The 19,671-nt window shown below is 61.1% G+C and carries 15 protein-coding genes; 4 read left to right on the forward strand and 11 right to left on the reverse strand.

The window, feature by feature from the left end:
- Positions 1 to 51: 51 nt before the first annotated feature.
- From AB4P96_RS14445 to xylA, 4 genes are all read right to left on the reverse strand, one after another.
- Complete coding sequence (locus tag AB4P96_RS14445) at positions 52 to 1,188, reverse strand: sugar ABC transporter permease (protein WP_219267497.1); 1,137 nt, start codon at positions 1,186 to 1,188, stop codon at positions 52 to 54.
- A complete protein-coding gene (gene xylG / locus AB4P96_RS14450; RefSeq protein ID WP_395600933.1) occupies positions 1,189 to 2,733 on the reverse strand; it encodes a D-xylose ABC transporter ATP-binding protein in 1,545 nt (514 codons plus the stop codon). It abuts the gene before it with no gap.
- 5 nt (positions 2,734 to 2,738) lie between these two features.
- Complete coding sequence (gene xylF, locus AB4P96_RS14455) at positions 2,739 to 3,740, reverse strand: D-xylose ABC transporter substrate-binding protein (protein ID WP_017136530.1); 1,002 nt, start codon at positions 3,738 to 3,740, stop codon at positions 2,739 to 2,741.
- A 225-nt stretch (positions 3,741 to 3,965) separates the two neighbouring features.
- Positions 3,966 to 5,282, reverse strand: coding sequence for a xylose isomerase (gene xylA / locus AB4P96_RS14460; RefSeq protein ID WP_395600934.1), 1,317 nt, complete (start codon positions 5,280 to 5,282; stop codon positions 3,966 to 3,968).
- A 139-nt stretch (positions 5,283 to 5,421) separates the two neighbouring features.
- On the opposite strand from xylA, the gene AB4P96_RS14465 reads away from it, so the two are divergent.
- A complete protein-coding gene (locus tag AB4P96_RS14465; RefSeq protein ID WP_395600935.1) occupies positions 5,422 to 6,603 on the forward strand; it encodes a XylR family transcriptional regulator in 1,182 nt (393 codons plus the stop codon).
- Positions 6,604 to 6,739: 136 nt separating this feature from the next.
- On the opposite strand, the gene AB4P96_RS14470 is transcribed toward AB4P96_RS14465, so the two are convergent.
- From AB4P96_RS14470 to AB4P96_RS14485, 4 genes are all read right to left on the reverse strand, one after another.
- Complete coding sequence (locus AB4P96_RS14470) at positions 6,740 to 8,005, reverse strand: carbohydrate porin (protein ID WP_169988323.1); 1,266 nt, start codon at positions 8,003 to 8,005, stop codon at positions 6,740 to 6,742.
- Between the two features lie 73 nt (positions 8,006 to 8,078).
- Entirely contained in the window at positions 8,079 to 10,487 is a 2,409-nt protein-coding gene (locus AB4P96_RS14475) for a glucose/quinate/shikimate family membrane-bound PQQ-dependent dehydrogenase (RefSeq protein WP_395600936.1), read from the reverse strand.
- 313 nt (positions 10,488 to 10,800) lie between these two features.
- Complete coding sequence (locus tag AB4P96_RS14480) at positions 10,801 to 11,691, reverse strand: proline iminopeptidase-family hydrolase (protein ID WP_395600937.1); 891 nt, start codon at positions 11,689 to 11,691, stop codon at positions 10,801 to 10,803.
- A gap of 102 nt (positions 11,692 to 11,793) precedes the next feature.
- Positions 11,794 to 12,669 (reverse strand): bestrophin family protein, encoded by an 876-nt coding sequence (locus tag AB4P96_RS14485; protein ID WP_236447563.1) that lies wholly within the window; start codon positions 12,667 to 12,669, stop codon positions 11,794 to 11,796.
- Between the two features lie 324 nt (positions 12,670 to 12,993).
- Here AB4P96_RS14485 and AB4P96_RS14490 point away from each other — a divergent pair, with 324 nt between their 5' ends.
- Positions 12,994 to 13,884 (forward strand): hypothetical protein, encoded by an 891-nt coding sequence (locus AB4P96_RS14490; protein WP_017136524.1) that lies wholly within the window; start codon positions 12,994 to 12,996, stop codon positions 13,882 to 13,884.
- The gene (locus AB4P96_RS14495) at positions 13,874 to 14,914 is read left to right on the forward strand and encodes a GGDEF domain-containing protein (protein WP_169988330.1); all 1,041 of its coding nucleotides are present in this window, start codon (positions 13,874 to 13,876) and stop codon (positions 14,912 to 14,914) included. The genes AB4P96_RS14490 and AB4P96_RS14495 overlap by 11 nt, the downstream gene beginning before the upstream one ends.
- A 4-nt stretch (positions 14,915 to 14,918) precedes the next feature.
- Here AB4P96_RS14495 and AB4P96_RS14500 read toward each other — a convergent pair whose 3' ends face one another.
- Genes AB4P96_RS14500 through AB4P96_RS14510 form a run of 3 tightly spaced genes read right to left on the reverse strand, consistent with a single transcriptional unit; the run spans position 14,919 to position 18,146 of the window.
- Positions 14,919 to 15,596 (reverse strand): SOS response-associated peptidase family protein, encoded by a 678-nt coding sequence (locus tag AB4P96_RS14500; RefSeq protein WP_017136522.1) that lies wholly within the window; start codon positions 15,594 to 15,596, stop codon positions 14,919 to 14,921.
- Between the two features lie 42 nt (positions 15,597 to 15,638).
- Positions 15,639 to 16,361: a FadR/GntR family transcriptional regulator gene (locus AB4P96_RS14505; RefSeq protein ID WP_017136521.1), complete on the reverse strand. Its 723-nt coding sequence runs from the start codon at positions 16,359 to 16,361 to the stop codon at positions 15,639 to 15,641.
- Between the two features lie 48 nt (positions 16,362 to 16,409).
- A complete protein-coding gene (locus tag AB4P96_RS14510) occupies positions 16,410 to 18,146 on the reverse strand; it encodes an IlvD/Edd family dehydratase (protein WP_017136520.1) in 1,737 nt (578 codons plus the stop codon).
- Positions 18,147 to 18,338: 192 nt separating this feature from the next.
- Between AB4P96_RS14510 and AB4P96_RS14515 the strand changes: the two genes are divergently transcribed.
- A complete protein-coding gene (locus tag AB4P96_RS14515) occupies positions 18,339 to 19,661 on the forward strand; it encodes an MFS transporter (RefSeq protein WP_395600938.1) in 1,323 nt (440 codons plus the stop codon).
- Positions 19,662 to 19,671: the final 10 nt, after the last annotated feature.

Raw genomic sequence — 19,671 nt, forward strand, 5'->3', positions numbered from 1 at the left:
CAGGTCAATGGTGGGAGCTGGCAAGCCAGCTCCCACATTGGCGCGACCCTGTCAGCGGCGCCCCGCCCGCGTACTCACATCCACCCACACCGCCAGCACCAGAATGCTGCCCTTCACAATCATCTGCCAGTAGCTGTCCACGTCCAGCATCGACATGCCGTTATCCAGGCTGGTAATCACCAGCGCGCCGAGCAACGCGCCATACACCGTGCCCGAGCCGCCGCGCATGGAGGTGCCGCCGATAAAACACGCGGCAATCGCATCCAGTTCGCCCATATTGCCCGCCGACGGCGAACCCGCAGCCAGGCGCGCGGTGTTGACCAGGCCGGCGAGGGCGCACATCACGCCCATGATGCCGAAGATCCACAGTTTTACCGCCTGCACGTTGATGCCCGACAGGCGTGTGGCTTCCATATTGCTGCCCACCGCGTAAACGCGACGGCCGAACACGGTCTGGCTGGTGACGTAGCTGAACACGCCGAGCAGCACCAGCAACAGCAACACCGGCACGGGGATGCCGTCGTAACTGTTGAGGGTGGTGACGAACCCGGCCAGCACTGCGCCGATCACAGCCACGCGCAACAGGTCACGCACCAACGAATGCGCCGCCAGGCCATGCAGCGCGCGATTGCGCCGTTGCTTCCAGGTCAGGAACAGGGTCAAGGCAAATAGCAGCACGCCCAGCCCCACGCCCACTGAATGCGGCAAATACCCCTGGCCCACATACACCAGCGATGGCGACACCGGCGCAATGGTGGTGCCGCCGGTAATGCCGAGCAAAATCCCGCGAAACGCCAACATGCCGCCCAGGCCGACAATGAACGAGGGGATGCGCAGGTAGGCGGTCATGTAGCCGTTGGCCAGGCCGATCATCAAACCGCACAGCGCCACCAGGCTCAGGTTGGCGAGCAGCGGAATGTGGTAGACCACGTCCAGAATCGCCGCCAGCCCGCCCAGTAACCCCAGCAGTGAACCCACCGACAAATCGATCTCGCCGCTGATGATCACCAGCACCATGCCGCACGCCAGGATCCCGGTGATCGACATCTGCCGCAGCAGGTTGGACAGGTTGCGCGGCGTGAGAAAGCCGCCTTCGGTCTGCCAACTGAAAAACACCCAGATGATCGCCACTGCGATCACCAGGGCGAGCATTTTGTAGCGGGTAAAAAGGTGTTTGACCTGGTTCATCTACGCGGTTTTCCCATTCTTATTGTGTTGGCTGAGCGCAGCGGCGAGCACCTGTTCCTGGGTGAGCCCCTGGTTGATGAAGTCTCCACGCAACTGGCCGTCGCCAATCACTAGCACGCGGTTGGAAACCCCCAGCACTTCGGCCAGTTCCGAGGAGACCATGATGATCGATACACCCTCGGCGGCCAGCGCGCCCATCAGTTTGTAGATCTCATACTTGGCGCCCACATCCACGCCGCGTGTGGGCTCGTCGAGGATCAACACCCGTGGCTTGGCCATGAGCATTTTCGCCAGCACGGCCTTTTGCTGGTTGCCACCGGACAGGCTGGTGATCGGCAAAAACGGGCTGGCGGTCTTGAGGTGCAGGCGCGCGATTTGCTGGTCGATGCTGCCAAGCTCGGCCTCGGCGTCGATGCGGGTCATATGCGCGTAGCGGTCGAGCACCGCCAGGGTGATGTTCTGGCCCACGCCGAAGTCGGGAATGATGCCTTGGCGCTTGCGGTCCTCGGGCACCATGCACAGCCCGGCGCGGATCGATTTGAGCGGCGTGCGCGTGTCGATCAGTTGGCCGTCCAGCCACACCTCGGCGCTGTAGCGGCCTGGGTAGGCGCCGAACAAGGCCGACACCAGTTCCGTGCGCCCGGCACCGACCAGCCCGGCAATGCCGAGAATTTCCCCGCGCTTGAGCGCGAAAGAAACATCGTCCACGCGTTTGCGCTTGGGGTTGTCGACGTCATAGCAGGTGACGTTGCGCGCCTCGAAAATCACCTCACCGACTGCATGGGGCTCGGTGGGGTAAAGGTTGCTCATCTCGCGGCCGACCATCTGCGTGATGATCTGCGCGATATCCATGTCGGCCATGGCTGTGGTCGCGATGTGCTTGCCATCGCGAATCACTGCGATGGTGTCGCACACGGCCGCCACTTCATCGAGCTTGTGAGAGATGTACACGCAGGCCACGCCCTTGGCCTTGAGGCCTCGGATAATGTCGAGCAGCACCTCGATTTCCGAACGGGTCAGTGCCGAGGAGGGCTCGTCAAGAATCAACAGTCGCGCCTGCTTGTTCAGCGCCTTGGCGATTTCCACCAGTTGCTGGTAACCGCCGCCATACTGCGACACCGGCAGCGCCACATTCATGTCCGGCACCTTGAGTTCGCGCATCAGCGCTTCGGCGCGCTGCAGCATGGCCGGGTAGTTCATGCGCCCGCCGGGCAGGGTCAATTCGTGGCCCATGAAGATGTTTTCGGCCACCGACAAGTCCGGCACCAGGGTCAGTTCCTGATGAATGATAACGATGCCGGCGGCCTCGGTTTCGCTGATGGAATGGGCTTTAAGCGGCTGCCCGTCCCAGAGTATTTCCCCTTCCCAGGTGCCATACGGGTAGACCGCCGACAGCACCTTCATCAAGGTGGATTTGCCGGCACCGTTTTCACCGCACAGGCCGACGCATTCCCCCGGCCGTACCTTGATATCGATGCCGTTCAGAGCGTTGACACCGCCAAACGTTTTGACGATGCCGTTCATTTGCAGCAAGTAGTCGGCCATGGCGGTCACTGCCCGGCAATCTGCTCTTTGGTATAGAAACCATCCTTCTCCAGCAGGTCGATATTGGCCTTGGTCAGCGGGGTCGGCGTGAGCAGGATGGTGTCGACTTTTTTGCTGCCATTATCGTATTGCGAGCTGTAGGTAGGTTTTTCATTACGCGCAAGCTGTACCGAGAGCTTGGCGGCTTCGGTGGCGATCAGCTTGAGAGGCTTGTACACGGTCATGGTCTGGGTGCCGTCGATCACGCGCTTGACGGCGGCGAGGTCGGCGTCCTGACCGGAAATCGGCACCTTGCCCGCCAGCTTCTGCGCGGCCAGGGCCTGGATCGCGCCGCCGGCGGTGGCGTCGTTGGAGGCCACAATGGCATCGATCTTATTGTCGTTTCGGGTCAGGGCGTTTTCGACGATGCTCAGGGCTTCGGTGGGGTTCCATTCCTTGACCCATTGCTGGCCGACAATCTTGATATCGCCCTTGTCGATGGCCGGTTGCAGCACCTTCATCTGGCCTTCGCGCAGCACCTTGGCGTTGTTGTCGGTGGGCGCGCCGCCGAGCAAAAAGTAATTGCCCTTGGGCGCCGCTTGCAGCACGCCGTTGGCCTGCATCTCGCCGACTTTTTCGTTATCGAAGGAGATATAGGCGTCAATATCGGCGTTGAGAATCAGGCGGTCATAGGACACCACCTTGATCCCGGCCTTCTTGGCTTCGGCGACGGCGTTGGTCAGCACGGTGGCGTTGAACGGCACGATGACGATCACGTCAACGCCGCGAGAGATGAGGTTTTCGATCTGCGAGATTTGCTTCTGCTCGTTGGCATCGGCCGACTGCACAAACACCTTGGCGTCGAGCTTTTCGGCCGCGGCGACAAAGTAATCGCGGTCGCGGGACCAGCGCTCCAGGCGCAGGTCGTCGATGGAAAAGCCGATTTTCGGGTGGGCCGAGTCGGCCATCACCGGCAGGGCGAGCAGAGCCAGGGCAGTGGCGAGCAGGGTACGTTTGAATGCTTTCATGGTGGTGCGTCCTTTTATTGTTGTTGGAAAGACACTGACTTGATGAATGTACCGTACCTGTGGCGAGCGGGCTTGTGTGGCGAGCGGGCTTGCCCCGCGTTGGGCTGCGAAGCGGCCCTGAAACCAGGCGATGCGGTGTATCTGTTAAAACCGAGTTGCCAGTAACAGGGGCCGCTTCGCGCCCCAACGCGGGGCAAGCCCGCTCGCCACAAAATCAGCAGGCGGTCAGGTGTAGATAAACCGGTTGACCACGCCTTCGAGCATCTCCTGACGGCCGCTCACAGCCTGCGGGTTCAGCTCATGGGCAAACGCGTGCTCGGCCAACGATGCCAGGCTGAACTCACCGGCCAGCACCGCCTGGCCCAAGGGCTGCTGCCACCCGGCATAACGCTGGTCCTTGAACTGCTGCAATCGGTCGTTTTGCACCATGGCCGCCGCACGCTCCAGAGACAGGGCCAGCACATCCATGGCGGCGACATGCCCGTGGAACAGGTCAACCTCATCCAGGCTCTGGCGGCGCACCTTGGAATCAAAATTGTAGCCGCCGTTCTTGAAGCCCCCGGCCTTGAGGATTTCATAGGTGGCCAGGGTCATCTCCTCGACACTGTTGGGGAACTGGTCGGTGTCCCAGCCGTTCTGCGGGTCGCCGCGGTTGGCGTCGATGCTGCCGAAAATCCCCAGGGACACGGCGGTGGCAATTTCATGGTGAAAACTGTGCCCGGCCAGGGTGGCGTGGTTGGCCTCGATATTCACTTTTATCTCGTGTTCCAGGCCGAACTCATGCAGGAAGCCGAACACCGTGGCGCTGTCGTAATCGTACTGGTGCTTGGTCGGCTCCTGGGGCTTAGGTTCGATCAGCAGGTCACCCTTAAAGCCGATCTTGTACTTGTGCTCCACCACCATGCGCATAAAACGCCCGAGTTGTTCGCGCTCGTGCTTGAGGTCAGTGTTGAGCAGGGTTTCATAGCCTTCGCGACCGCCCCACAGCACGTAGTTGGCACCTTTGAGGCGTTGGGTGGCGTTCATCGCGCTGAACACTTGAGCGGCCGCGTAGGCGAATACCTCCGGGTCCGGGTTGCTGGCGGCGCCAGCGGCAAAACGCGGGTTGCTGAAACAGTTGGCGGTGCCCCACAGCAACTGGATGCCGGTCTGTTCCTGGTGGCGCTCCAGGTGGTCGACCATCTGCGCGAAGTGGTTGCGGTATTCCTTGAGCGAGCTGCCTTCGGGTGCCACATCGGTGTCGTGAAAGCTGTAGTAATCAATGCCCAGCTTGGAGAAAAACTCGAACGCCGCTTCAGCCTTGCCGATGGCCACGTCCATCGGCTCGCCGCTGCGCTGCCACGGGCGCTTGAAGGTGCCCATGCCGAACATGTCCGCCCCCGGCCACACGAAGGTGTGCCAGTAGCAGGCGGCCATGCGCAGGTGTTCACGCATGGGCTTGCCGAGGATCAGTTTGTTGGCATTGTAATGGCGAAAGGCGAGAGGGGCGTCGCTGCTGGGGCCTTCGAAGCGAACCTTCTCGACACCTGGGAAGTACGGCATGGTGTTTTCCTTATTGTTCTTGGTGGTGCCCCGATACTAGCAACGGCATCGGGACTGCCGATTATGAAAATCACCAAGACGTAGTGCGATTTTGACCAGCCAGGGCTAGTCTGTAGCGACCGGCCCCAGGATAAAAACAATGAAAACCCTACCGCCCGTGCACCGCATTGCCCTGTTGTTCAACGGCAGCAAAATCTACGATCGCGGCATCATTACCGGCATCGGCAATTACCTGAGCAGCACGCGTGTGTCCTGGGACTTGTTCCTGGAGGAAGACTTTTTGTGCCGTTTAAGAGGCATCGAGCGCTGGCAGGGCGACGGCATCATTGCCGACTTCGATGACCCGCTGATCGGTGAGGCGCTGGCCGATATTCATTTGCCGGTGGTGGCAGTGGGCGGCTCCTATCAGGATGCACGCGCCTACCCCAAGGGCATTCCCTATGTGGCCACCGATAACCATGCACTGATCAAGTTGGCGTACGAACATTTGATTGAGGCGGGGCTGACCCGCTTTGCCTGCTTCAGCCTGCCCGAAGCCCAGGCCAACCGCTGGGCGCAGGAGCGCGAGAAAGCCTTTCGCCGCCTGATGCAACGCGATGGTTTGCAGGTTGAGGTTTACCGTGGGCTGGGCACCAGTGCGCCGCTGTGGGACAGCGCGGTGGAGCAGCAGATCGCCTGGCTGCAAGCCTTGCCCAAGCCCATCGGCATCATCGCCGTCACCGACGCCCGCGCCCGGCAATTGCTGCAAGCCTGCCTCACCGCCGGCATCGCCGTGCCGGAACAGGTCGCGTTGATCGGCATCGACAATGACCCGCTGACCCGCACCCTCACGCGCGTGCCGCTCAGCTCGGTCATCCAGGGTACCGAAACCATGGGCCGCACGGCCGCCGCGTTGCTGCACCAGATGCTGCACGGCAAACCCTGCGCGGGCACGCAGATTTTGGTGCCGCCGGATGCAATCAATGTGCAGGCCTCCAGCCTGCATCAACCGTTGGGCAACCCGTATGTGATGCAGGCGTTGCTGTTTATTCGCCAATACGCCTGCCAGGGCATCAAGACCGCGCAGGTGGCGGCGTATGTGGGGGTGTCGCGTTCATCCCTGGAGTCGCACTTTCGCAAGGTGCGTGGGTGCAGCGTGCATGACGAGATTCTGCGCTTCAAACTTGCGGCGGCGGCCAAAAGCCTGGAAAACCACGCCCTGGCGATCGCCGACATTGCCCAGGGTTGCGGCTTCAAATCGGCGCAGTACCTGCATACAGTGTTTCGGCGAGAGTTTGGCTGTACGCCGCGCGAGTACCAGCATGGCGCAAGTGTTCCTTGAAGTGAGATCGTTCCCACGTTCTACGTGGGAATGCATCCCGTGACGCTCCGCGTCACACAGGCGCAGGTGGCGGGACGCGGAGCGTCCCATGATGCATTCCCACGCGGAGCGTGGGAACGATCCTCATTTCAGGCTTTTAGAATACGGCTTTGACCTGCAACCCCAGTACCAGCGCGTTATCGATGCTCTCACCGGAAAACGCCCCAGGCTCGATGATGTATTGCACATCCGGGCGCAGCGTCAGCCACGGCGTGGCCTGGTAGCCATAACTGAGTTCGATCAATTGCTCGGCATTGTTCAGGTTGGGGTAGTCCGTCCCCGCATTGAACGCTGCCAACTCCTGCACGTCACGGCTGCGTGGGTTGGGCACCGCACGGCCATAACCCAAGGCGATTGTGTCGCGTGGGCGGCCTTCAAACGGCTTGTACAGCACCACCCCCGCGCCGTACCACTTGCTGAACGGTGAGGCGGCTTCGCTGGCGGCCGAGTATTGGCCGAAAGCGTGCAGCACACGGCCTGCGGATGTGCTGGAGGCCCAGACGGCCTGGTCGATCAGCAGGTAGTGACCGCCGCGACCGTTCACGTCTTTGTTGCTGCCAATGCGCTTCACATCGGAGCTGTCGTAGTAATAACCCAGCTTGTACTCACCCGGCAGCGTGCCCGCGTGTTTGTACACCAGCTCGATCGGCACTACGGTGCCGGTGGTGTGTTTGGGGTCCAGGCGCCAGGCGCGGCTGGAGTTGCCGTTGCTGTCGGGGTCGACATTGAATGCCGCCACACGCAGCTGCCAGTTTGGCGAAAAATCGTATTTCACCCGCGCACCCAGGCGTGCATTCGGGTAGTTGGTCCAGCCGCTGCCGCCGGACATGTTCAGCGGGTGCCCGCAGAAACCGGCGTTCATGAAGTTGCACAGGATGCCGCTGTCGAGGCCGCCGAGGTCGTTGCCCATCGCCATGTAACCGAGCTTGATGTTCAGCGCGGGCGTGAACAGCGTGCGCTCGTAGCTCAGCTCGGTGAGGCGGGTGTAGAGGCCGCCATAGTTTTCCTGGATCGGCAGGCGGTTGCCTACCAGGTCTTCGGAGGCGCTGTTGCCGCGCCGGTCGTTGATGGTCAGCTGAATGCGGTCGCCGTTGGTGAAGCCGTAGAGCTTGCCGAGGTCGAACTGCACACCGAGCTTGATGTTTTGCGAGTAGCGCGCCGAGCGGTGTTGGCCGCCGTCGGCGTTGTAGGCGGTCTCGCCGCTGTAGTCGCCGGTGAAGCGGATGCCTTGCTCGTCGAGTTCACGGCGCAGGCCGCCCCAGTCGCCGGTCAGGGTAGTGTCGTCGGCTTGAACGGGCAGGGCGGCAGCCAAAGCCAGGCCCAGCGCCAGGCGGCCGAAGGGCATAGGAGAAGTGAGGGTCATGCGGGGTCTTCCAAACGGCATGTATAGAAAGGCGCGCGCGGTGCAGGAGAGCACCGCGCGAACAGAGGGGGCGTTACGGCAGGGCGTAGGCGATTACGTAGTCGCCACGGTCAGTGGACTGGCGAGCACCGCCGGCGGTGATGACGATGTACTGCTTGCCGGTTTTTGGCGACACATAGGTCATCGGGCCGCCCTGGCTGCCCACTGGCAGGCGGGCTTTCCAGACTTCATCACCGTTGCCGCTGTTGAAGGCGCGCAGGTAGAAGTCCTGGGTGCCGGCGATAAAGATCAGCCCGCCCTGGGTCGACAAGGTGCCGCCCAGCGTCGGCAGGCCGACCTTGATCGGCAGGTGCATGCGGATGCCCAGCGGGCCGGTGTCCTCAACAGTGCCCACCGGCACTTGCCAGGCGATCTGCTGAGTCTTCATGTCGATGGCCGTCAGGGTGCCGAACGGCGGTGCCTGGCACGGGATGCCAGCCACGGACAGGAAGCGGTTTTTGTTCACCGCATACGGCGTGCCCTTGAGCGGCACGGCGCCCATGCCGGTGTTCAGCGCTTCACCACCGGACGCGGCCTGGGCCTTGTTCTGCGACGGCACCATCTGGATCCACAGGCCCAGGCGCATGTCATTGACGAAGATAAAGCCGTGCACCGGGTCGGTGGAAATACTGCCCCAGTTCATGCCGCCCAGAGAGCCCGGGAAACTCAGCGATTTATCCGTGCCCGGCGCGGTGTACAACCCTTCGTAGCGCATGCCCTTGAAGTCGATACGGCACAGCAATTGGTCGAACGGCGTGGCGCCCCACATGTCCGATTCGGTCAGCGTCTGCGCGCCGATCTGCGGCATGCCCACCGATTTAGGCTGGGTCAGCGAGTAAGGCTCGTTGGGGATGTTGGCGGCCTTGACCGGTACTTCCTTCACGTCGGTCAGCGGCTTGCCGGTGGCGCGGTCGAGCACATAGATCTGCCCGGCCTTGGTGCCGATCACCACCGCTGGCACGGCCTTGTCGCTGCCCGGTGGGGTGAAGTCGATCAGGCTCGGCTGCATCGGCAGGTCGAAGTCCCACAGGTCATTGTGGACGGTCTGGTACACCCACTTTTCTGCACCGGTAGAGGCGTCCAGCGCCAGCACCGAAGCGCCGTATTTGTGGTTCAGTTGGGTACGTTCAACGCCGTAGATGTCGGTGGACGAGCTGCCCATCGGCAGGAAGACCGTGTTCATCTGCGGGTCATAAGACATCGGTGCCCAGCTGTTCGGCGTGCTGCGTACATAAGTGCTGCCGGCTGCCGGGGCTTGCTTGTCTTCGGGGTTGCCCGGGTCGAAGGCCCAGCGCATCTGGCCGCTGATCACGTCGAAGCCGCGGATCACACCGCCGGGCATATCGGTTTGCACGTTATCTGCCACGCGGCCGCCGACCACTACGGTGGTGCCGGCGATCAAGGGCGCAGAGGACAGTTGGTAGTAGCTGTCCGGTACATTGCCCAGGCCGGCCTTGAGGTCCACCTGGCCGTGGGTGCCGAAGTCTTCGCAGAACTTGCCGGTGTCGGCATCCACTGCGATCAGGCGTGCATCAATGGTGTTGGTCAGCAAGCGGCGCTGGCATTGCGCGCCGGCCGGTACGCTGGCAGCAATGATCGGCGAGCTGTTTGGCTGGGTTGGCTGGGCAATCGGCGCAGTGGCATCGAAATACGCCATGCCACGGCAACGCTGCCAGACCGCCGATTTGGCGTTGACTTCGTTCTTCCACAGCTCTTTGCCGGTGTCGGCATCCAGGGCGATCAGGTTGTTGTGCGGGGTGCAGATGAATACCTTGTTGCCGATCTGCAGGGGCGTCAGTTGGTCTTCGGCACCGTTGCCGTCGCTGATCGCCACGTCGCCGGTGTGGTAGGTCCACGCCACTTTGAGCTTATTGACCGTGTCGCGGTTGATCTGGTCCAGCGCCGCAAAACGGCTGCCGCCTTCGGTGTTGCCGTAATGCGCCCAGTCCTTCTGCGCATCGGCGGCGGCCACTGGCGTGACGCCAGGGCCTTTGCCGGTGGGCGCAACGCTTGGGTGTGCAACGAACATATTGCTCGCCGCCACCGCCACGCCGACGGCCAGCACGGCGGCAACGCCATAGGCGCCACGCGCCGGTCGGCCGGCCAGCAGCGGATACACCAGCGCCACCACCAGGCCGATCACGGCAAACATGAACAGCCGCGAGAACAGCGGCCAGTACACCAGGCCCACGTCCGCAATCGCCCACACGGCGGTGCCAACCAGGAACGCGGCGAACAGCCAGGCGCCCGCCGGCTTGCACCGCGCGATCAACATGCCGGAAACGGCCATGGCCACGCCACCGACCAGGAAGTACCAGGAACCGCCCAGGCTGACCAGCTTGGCGCCGCCCACAGCCAGCGCTACGCCGAGCAGGGCGATAACCACGCCCAGGCCCAGCAGGAGAAATCTAGAGGCGCCAGCGGCGCGCGATGCTCTTTTCATGTCGACAGGACTCGAAGGTGAGAGGGCAAAGACGCGATTTTAGCAATATAAGTAACCAGTTAGTACATTGTGCTGCGTAATAGTCTTTTACAAATGTGTGTACAACAGCAAAACCCCGGTTCGCAGGGCGCCGATGCGAACACAGATGTCCCCAGCGACAAAAACCAACTGTGGGAGCTGGCTTGCCTGCGATGCAGACACCTCGGTACATCAGGTACACCCAGTTGATGTCATCGCAGGCAAGCCAGCTCCCACACCAGCCCCATTCCACATTGGCTTTAGTGTAGAGCGTCAGCGACAAAGCTCAATTTGACTATGACTCCACGTGTGCCAGAAACCCCTCCACACACGCCATGCACGCCTCACGCTCCTCAACATGGGGCATATGGCTCGACTGCTCAAAAATCTGCCAGCGCACGTCGCGGATGCCATCGGCAAACGGCTGTACCGTGGCGGGTGTGGCTTCATCAAAGCGCCCGGAGATCAACAACGTCGGCACCTGGATGCGTGGCAGTCGCTCGATGATGCTCCAGTGGCGCAGGCTGCCGATCACGTGGAATTCAGTGGGGCCGTTCATGGTGTGATAAACGGTCGGGTCGTCTTCGATGGCGGCATTGGTGCGCAGCACTTCGGCGGGCTCCGGCTGGAGGCGGCAGACGTGGCGGGCGTAATACACATCCGAGGCTGCGCGGTACTCGGCGCTGTCAGTGGTGCCTGCCGCCTCATGGCGCAGCAGGGTGGCCTGCACTTCGGTGGGCAATGCCTGGCGCAGCTCATTCGCGGCGGCGCACCACAGGTCCATGGAGGCGGGCGAATTGGCGATGATCAATGCCTTTAACCCGGCGGGTTGGCGTACCGCGTGTTCAGCCCCAAGCATGCCGCCCCAGGACTGGCCCAGCAGCGCGTAGTCGCTGATGTCCAAATGCTCGATCAGGTTGTCCAGTTCCGCCAGGAACAACGCCACGTTCCAGAAGTCAGCGGATGCGTCGCGCAGGTGAGTGGAGCGGCCATTGCCCAATTGGTCGTAGTGCACCACCGCGCGCCCCGTTTCGGCCAGGTCCTTGAAACTGTCGACGTAGTCATGGGTGCAGCCGGGGCCGCCGTGCGCGACGATCAAGGGCAAGCGCCCGGAACTCAAATCGCCGGTGACCCGGAACCATGTCCGGTAGCCACGGAAATCGGCATAACCTTCGCGAACCTGCATGCTGTGTGCCTCCTTGGATAGATGCGCTACAGGCTAGTCAAAACCGCGCGTCAGGGGCACTGGTAAAAATGATAGGTTCTTGAATTAAAAAGCACCTTGAGCTTAAGCCAGCGCATCCCGCTGCATCGACTGCAGGTTCTTCTCGATGGTTTCGCAGATGGTTTCCATCTGGATCTGGTGTTCGCTGGAATGAAACGGGCTTTGCAAGTCAGTGCCGATGCGTTCGATCGCCAGCAGCATAAAGCCCACCACGGTCGAGGCCAGCGGGGTGAACCAGCCCAGGGATTCAACCAGGCCCACCGGCACGATCAGGCAGAACAGCGAGATAAACAGCCGCGGGAAATATACGTAAGGGTAGGGCAGCGGCGTATTGGCGATTCGCTCCATGCCGCCTTGGGCGTTGGACAGGTCCACCAGTGTCGACTCCAGCCGCGCCAGGCGAATACTGTCCATGTGCCCGGCCTTGTATTCGCGGGCCAATAACGTCGCTGATCCGGTGAGGATGTCATTGGCAAAGTTGTTGGTGGCGCCATTGCGCGCAAACTCTTCGGCGGGGATAAACGCACGTACTTCATCCGGGCACGGGCGGCCCTTGAGGTGCGCCGCCAGGCAATTCACATAGGCCACATGGCGGCGCAACAGGGTGGCCTTGACCGGGTTTACCTCGCCCTCGGGGTCATCCAGCAGTGTCAGCACCTGGCGGGCGAAACTGCGCGAGTTATTCACCATCGCGCCCCACAACGTGCGTGCTTCCCACCAGCGGTTATAGGCGCTGCTGTTACGAAAGCTGATCAACACCACCAGCGCCGACCCCAGCAGGGTCAGCGGCATCAGCGGCAAGTTGATCTTGGTGGTCAGGAACAACATGAAATCGACCGTGACGGCCACATCCCACAACAACAGCCAGAACAAGGCCCAACCCACATAGCCCATGGTTTTGATAATCAGGCGGTACTTTTTGATGATGGCGGCTTTCAAGCGAGGACCTCACGGCGAGCAATGGGCAATAAATACCCTAGCTCGGACGCCCGGGGGCGGTGAAAGGTTCGCGGTCATATTTCTGGCGCCATTTATTGGCTCTGCTTCACACGCAATCTTTGCACTGCTATTTCAAGCAAGTTCACCGCTTGCGCGTTAGCAAATAGCCCAGGAAGTGCAGTTGGAACAACTTTGGTAATGATGCTGTGCCACGCGGCAATCACTGTACATTGACCCCAAAGGCAAAGCGCCATCAGGGGCCGTTTTACGACGTGATTTGTTTTGGGACCTGACTACGTGAACTTTGTAGTCTAGATCAGTGGGATGAAGTTGGTTGATCAGGGTTCTTTCATGCGTGTCAGTTCGTTAAAGTTGGATATCGGTAATACTGCACAAGCACTTGAACGTCATGAGGACTTTGAATCTTGTATTCGGGCACATTATCAGGTGCTTCTTGGCCCTTACTCGAAACGCCCGTTTTTCTACAAAAGTGCAATGAAATACAGCCGTTTGATGGTCTCATTTGCACTGTTCAGCGAGTACTTTTCCAAACCGACAGCCTTGCTTTGCGAGGTGAAAGCCTTTTGTGTGGCGCGGGGGTATTGCTCAAGAAACAGCCTGGAGTCGATCTTCCTGCTGTTTCGGGCGCTGGGGTTCATGGTGGTCGACGCACACCCGGAGGACAGCCGGTTCAGGGTGTATGCGCCCTCGGATGAAGCCTGCCGGGAAGTGCGGCTGATGCTGACGTCCATTACCGACTCACTGGCGCTGATGTGCCCTGAGAAGGAGCGTTTTCGCACGATGCGCGAGATGGACGACCGCAGTTTTCTAGCCCTTTATTTCAAAGGCTTCGCTCAAATCCTGGCCGACGAAATGACCGTTGATGTGTTGCTGCCCGACTGTTTTTGGCTGGTGAAGAAAGATGCAGGCCATTTGTTGATGCTGGCGATATATAACGATGCCTTTTCACCGGAAAACGAGCGCATGACCTTCAAATCGTCATCTTATCTTGCGCTCGCCCAGCAGCTGTCGGTATCAAAAACCCATATTATTCGAATGGTCCGGGAGGGTGTCGAGAAGGGCTATTTCAAAGTGCATGCGAAAAAACAGCTGGAAGTGCTGCCCGCTTTTGTTTGCCTGGTAAGACGCTTTATGGCGTTTTCATTTGCGGTTGGCCTGCACGCGGTTGAAAGAGGGGAAAGGGATGCCTGCTAACTTGAAGTTAAGGCCACGGATGCGCCGGTTACTGTCGCCAGCGGTCACCCAGGCCGAGTTAATCGGGATTATTGCCTGGCTCGGGGTGTTGTTGATTCATCCGGACATGCAGCTGGATATATATCTGGTGGCGATCAGCCTGTGCCTGATGGCGGTGTGTCGACTTCACCACATGACCCCCCACTTTTACCTGTGGCGTGCGCTCGGGGTTGTGTATGTCGTGCTACTGTCCGTGGGGTTTGCCTATGTCATCAGCGCGCATGGAGAGTTGCGCCTGTTTGGCTTGCCGCTGGCGGTTATCCTGGTGATCAGCAGCGCCATCCTGTTTATCAGTGTGCAGGATTATCTGGTCTGCGCCACGTTGGTCTGGTTGATTTTATGGCCGTGCATCCAGGCGGACATTTACGGCGATGCCCAGGTCTATCTGTATATTTTTTGCGTCGCGTCGGTGGCCATCGGTTTTATCCTGAGTTTTTCCTATTTGAAGAACCTGCGCTCGGTGTTGCTGGTAGAAAGTGAGTTTCGCGAGCTGGCAGAGACGGATTACCTGACCTCCATTCTCAACCGGCGCGCCTTCATGCAGGGCTTTGACGCGTTGATCGCCAGCGGCCACAGCGGCTATTTCATGATGTTGGATATCGACAGTTTCAAACTCAAAAATGACCGGTATGGCCACGATGTGGGCGACAGCATTCTTTGCGCCATGGCCACCTGCCTGAAAACCGCCAAAGGCAGCCACAGTTTTGGCAGGATCGGCGGCGAAGAATTCGGCGTGCTGCTGTTGGGCGACGACCCGGCTGTCGCCTGCGAGTTCGCACGGGATTTGTTGCAGGCTATCCGGCACAGTGTGGCGGCGCCGCACAATTACACGTGCAGCGCGGGAATGGCGCGGTTTTCGGCGGGGGACCAGATGTCGGCAGTGCTTAAGGACGCTGACCGCAACCTGTATGGCGCCAAGCAAAATGGCAAGGACCGGGCCTATGTGGAGGGCAGGCCGATTAATCCGCACGGGTGTGCAGTCGCCCAATGAGTGCTCAGCGCGGCTGGATCAACGCTGGCCCATGGTTGCGTGTGTTGCCCACGGCACTGTCGACCTTGAACCATTCGAACACGTCTGCCGGGTCGCCCTGCAACAGCACCATCTGCTCGGCGCGACTTCGGGAGGTGGCCGGGTCCAGCCACTCACGGGCCAGTTCCGGAGTGAACACCACGGGCCTGCGGTCATGGATGTCGAGCATGCCACCGGCGCTGTCGGCGGTGATGATCACGAAGCCATCGTGCGCGTGCGCGCCCTCATCGGCGTCGGGCAGTTGGCCTATGGCGGCACAGAATACCGGCGCGCCGTCGCGGCGACGAATCAGGTAGGGCTGTTTTTTCGCGCCGCCTTCATCCACCCATTCAAACCAGTTGTCCACCGGCGCAATTGCGCGATGCGGCCAGATCGCGCGAAAGAACGCGCCGTGCGCGACCTTCTCGACACGCGCGTTGATCGCCAGCAGGCGTTCTTTGCTCCAGTGCGGGCGCCAGCCCCAACGCACCGGGTCAGCGTGCAAAAGATCATTGTCCAGGTGCAGTAACGCCACGGGGGTGGTCGGCGCCACGTTGTAGCGCTCAAGCGGCTGGTCGCCCACGCTATTGGCCAGCGCATTGGGCATGCTCAGCGCCGCCACAAAGTCATGAATACCGCGGTACTGCGAAAGTCGTCCGCACATGGCCGGTTCCTCGAACTGACTCCCTGAGCGTAGACGATCAATTTACAGCGGCGTGAGCACGTTCATCACCGTGTCCAGCGCCACCCGCGTGTCATCCAGTTGCACCAGCGAGGCGTGCCGGGCGCCGAGGGCGTCACGGTTCTGGATGGCGGTGAGGATCGCTTTGTGGCGGGGCAGGCTCAGGCCCTGGATGTCAGGACGGCGGTTGGTGATGTTGATCGACTCGCGCAGCGGCAACGACAGCATGTTGCACATGTAGGCGAGCAAGTCGTTGCGGGTCGCGTCGGCGATGGCTCGGTGGAAGTCCAGGTCGGCCTGCAGCAGGTCATCGTGGGTCTTGGCGGTTTCCATGCCCCGGTAGGCGGTTTCGATGGTGGCGATGTCTTCGGCGGTGGCCGTGGTCGCGGCCATGGCGGCGATTTCCGGTTCGAGGATGCGCCGCACGCCGGCCAGGGTGTTGAAGAATTCGCTGTGGGGCGTGGACTGCATCAGCCAGGACAGCACGTCCGGGTCAAGCAAATGCCATTTCACCCGTGGACGCACCACCGCGCCCACCCGTGGTTTGGAGTACACCAGGCCCTTGGCGCTGAGCACGCGGGTCGCCTCACGCAACACCGAGCGGCTGACCTGGTATTCCTCGCACAGCGTGGCTTCCATGGGCAGGCGTTCTTCGGGCTTGAAGCGACCGGAAACGATGTGCATGCCCAAGTCCTGAACGATCTGGGCATGCTGGCTCTTGCGCGGCTTGGGCGGCTGGTGATCCATAACGACGGGGAGGCTCTGGCTTAGGTTCGCGGCATCATAGCATCCCAATTAGTGGGAATGCCGGGGGACTTCAGCGCCACGGCAGCCCACCAGGAAGTCGAAGTCGCAGCCTTGATCGGCCTGCAGCACGTGATCGATATACAGCTGGCGGTAGCCGCCGACGATCAGGTTTTGCGCTGGCGCAAGGTCAGCCATGCGCGCCGCCAGTTCGGCGTCGGGGATATCCAGGTGCAACCGGCCGTTGGCGCAGTCGAGCTCGATCCAGTCACCTTCCTGCACCGTGGCCAGCGGCCCACCGGCGGCAGCTTCCGGTGCCACGTGCAGCACCACCGTGCCGTAGGCGGTGCCGCTCATGCGTGCATCGGAAATGCGCACCATGTCAGTCACGCCCTGGGCCAGCAGCTTGGCGGGCAGGCCCATGTTGCCGACTTCGGCCATGCCGGGGTAACCCTTGGGGCCACAGTTTTTCATGACCAGAATCGAGTTGGCATCCACGTCCAGTGCCGGGTCATTGATGCGTGCCTTGTACATGTCGAAGTTCTCGAACACCACCGCGCGGCCACGGTGCTGCATCAACTCGGGGCTGGCGGCGGAAGGCTTGAGCACGGCGCCCAGCGGCGCCAGGTTGCCGCGCAATACGCAAATACCGCCATCGGCGCGGATCGGGTTATCGAGGGTGCGGATCACCTCATCCTGGCCGTAGATCGGCGAGTCCTGGGTGTTCTCGCCCAACGACTTGCCATTGACCGTCAAGGCATTCGGATGCGGGATCAGGTTGGCTTCGCCCAGGCGACGCAGCACGGCCGGCAGGCCGCCGGCGTAGTAGAACTCTTCCATCAGGAAACGGCCTGACGGCTGCAGGTCGACGATGGTCGGCACGCCACGGCCCATGCGGGTCCAATCGTCGAGGTCGAGCTCGACACCGATACGCCCGGCGATGGCTTTAAGATGGATCACCGCGTTGGTCGAACCGCCGATGGCCGCATTCACCCGGATCGCGTTTTCAAATGCTTCCTTGGTGAGGATCTTCGACAGTTTCAAATCCTCACGCACCATCTCGACCGCGCGCATGCCAGACATATGCGCCAGCACATAGCGCCGCGCGTCCACCGCCGGAATCGCCGCGTTGTGGGGCAGGGAAGTGCCGAGTGCTTCGGCCATGCAGGCCATGGTCGACGCGGTGCCCATGGTGTTGCAGGTCCCCGCCGAGCGCGACATGCCGCCTTCGGCCGCAAGGAAATCGTCAAGGGTGATGGTGCCGGCCTTGACCTGCTCGCTCAGTTGCCACACCACCGTACCCGAGCCGATGTCCTGGCCCTTGTGCTTGCCGTTGAGCATCGGCCCGCCGGTGACCACGATGGCCGGCACGTCACAACTGGCCGCGCCCATCAGCAGCGCCGGGGTGGTTTTGTCGCAGCCGGTGAGCAGCACCACGCCGTCGATGGGGTTGCCGCGAATGGCTTCCTCTACATCCATGCTCGCCAGGTTGCGGGTGAGCATGGCGGTGGGGCGCAGGTTGGATTCGCCATTGGAGAACACCGGGAATTCCACCGGGAAACCACCTGCCTCGATCACACCGCGTTTGACGTGCTCGGCGATCTGGCGGAAATGCGCGTTGCACGGGGTCAGTTCCGACCAGGTGTTGCAAATGCCAATGATCGGTTTGCCATGGAACTGATGGTCGGCAATGCCCTGGTTCTTCATCCAGCTGCGGTACATGAAACCGTTCTTGTCGGCGGTGCCAAACCACTGGGCGGAGCGTAGGGCGGGCTTTTTATCAGGCATGATCGACTCTCTTATTGTATGACTATATGTTCTATATTTGCTTAAACATAAGCGCAAAAACGCAGCTTTGGAAGTGTTGTTTTGTAAATAGTCATACTATATAGTCCGGCTTAATTGAGGTTTGACCCTGGCGGATTTTCGCGAGAGGCAGCCCCCGGGCTTCTATAAAAACAACAATCGGAGATCGACCCCATGAGCCAGGAATTGCGGCTTGTTCGGCGTATCACGCTGAAACTGATTCCCTTCCTGATCCTGCTGTACCTGATCGCCTACGTGGACCGCTCGGCGGTGGGGTTTGCCAAACTGCACATGGGCGCCGACGTCGGCATCGGCGATGCCGCCTATGGTCTGGGGGCGGGGTTGTTTTTTATTGGCTACTTCCTGTTTGAGATCCCCAGCAACCTGATGCTCGACCGCTTCGGCGCGCGGCGCTGGTTTGCACGGATCATGCTCACCTGGGGCGCCATCACCGTCGGCATGGCCTTTGTGCAGGGGCCGCACAGTTTCTATGTGATGCGCTTTCTGCTTGGCGCGGCCGAAGCCGGGTTCTTTCCGGGCGTGCTGTACTACATCACCCAGTGGTTCCCGGTGCGCCATCGCGGCAAGATCCTGGGGCTGTTTATCCTCTCCCAGCCGATTGCCATGATGATCACCGGGCCCGTGTCCGGCGGCCTGCTGGGCATGGACGGCATCCTCGGTCTGCACGGCTGGCAATGGCTGTTTATCGTGATTGGCACGCCGGCGTTGCTGCTGACCTGGCCGGTGTTGCGCTTTCTGCCGGACGGCCCCAAGCAGGTCAACTGGATGAGCGAAGACGAAAAAGCCTGGCTGACCGCTGAGTTGGCCAAGGACCTGCAAGCCTACGGCCAGACCCGCCACGGCAACCCGCTGCATGCCCTCAAGGACAAGCGCGTGTTGTTGCTGGCGCTGTTCTATCTGCCGGTGACCTTGAGCATCTATGGCTTGGGCCTGTGGTTGCCGACCCTGATCAAACAGTTCGGCGGCACTGACTTGGTGACCGGCTTTATCTCGGCGGTACCCTACATTTTCGGCATCATCGGGCTGCTGATCATCCCGCGCAGTTCCGACCGTTTGAACGATCGTTATGGCCACCTTGCCGTGCTCTATGTGCTCGGCGCCATCGGCTTGTTTTGCAGTGCCTGGCTGAGCGTGCCGGTGCTGCAAATGGCGGCGCTGTGCCTGGCGGCATTCGCCTTGTTTTCCTGCACGGCGGTGTTCTGGACCTTGCCGGGGCGGTTCTTTGCCGGCGCCAGTGCGGCGGCGGGCATTGCCTTGATTAACTCGGTGGGCAACCTGGGCGGCTATATCGGCCCGTTCGTGATCGGCGCGCTCAAGGAATACACCGGCAACCTGGCTTCGGGCCTGTATTTTTTGGCTGGCGTCATGGTGTTCGGGCTGGTGTTGACCGCTGTGGTGTACCGCGTGCTGGAGCGCAAGCATGTGCTGCCCGCCGACCAGTTTGCCGCCAGCGCCCGAGGCGCCACACGTACTTAATCCTGGAGAA

The sequence above is a fragment of the Pseudomonas sp. B19125 genome (assembly GCF_044218855.1).
Taxonomy (GTDB): domain Bacteria; phylum Pseudomonadota; class Gammaproteobacteria; order Pseudomonadales; family Pseudomonadaceae; genus Aquipseudomonas; species Aquipseudomonas edaphica.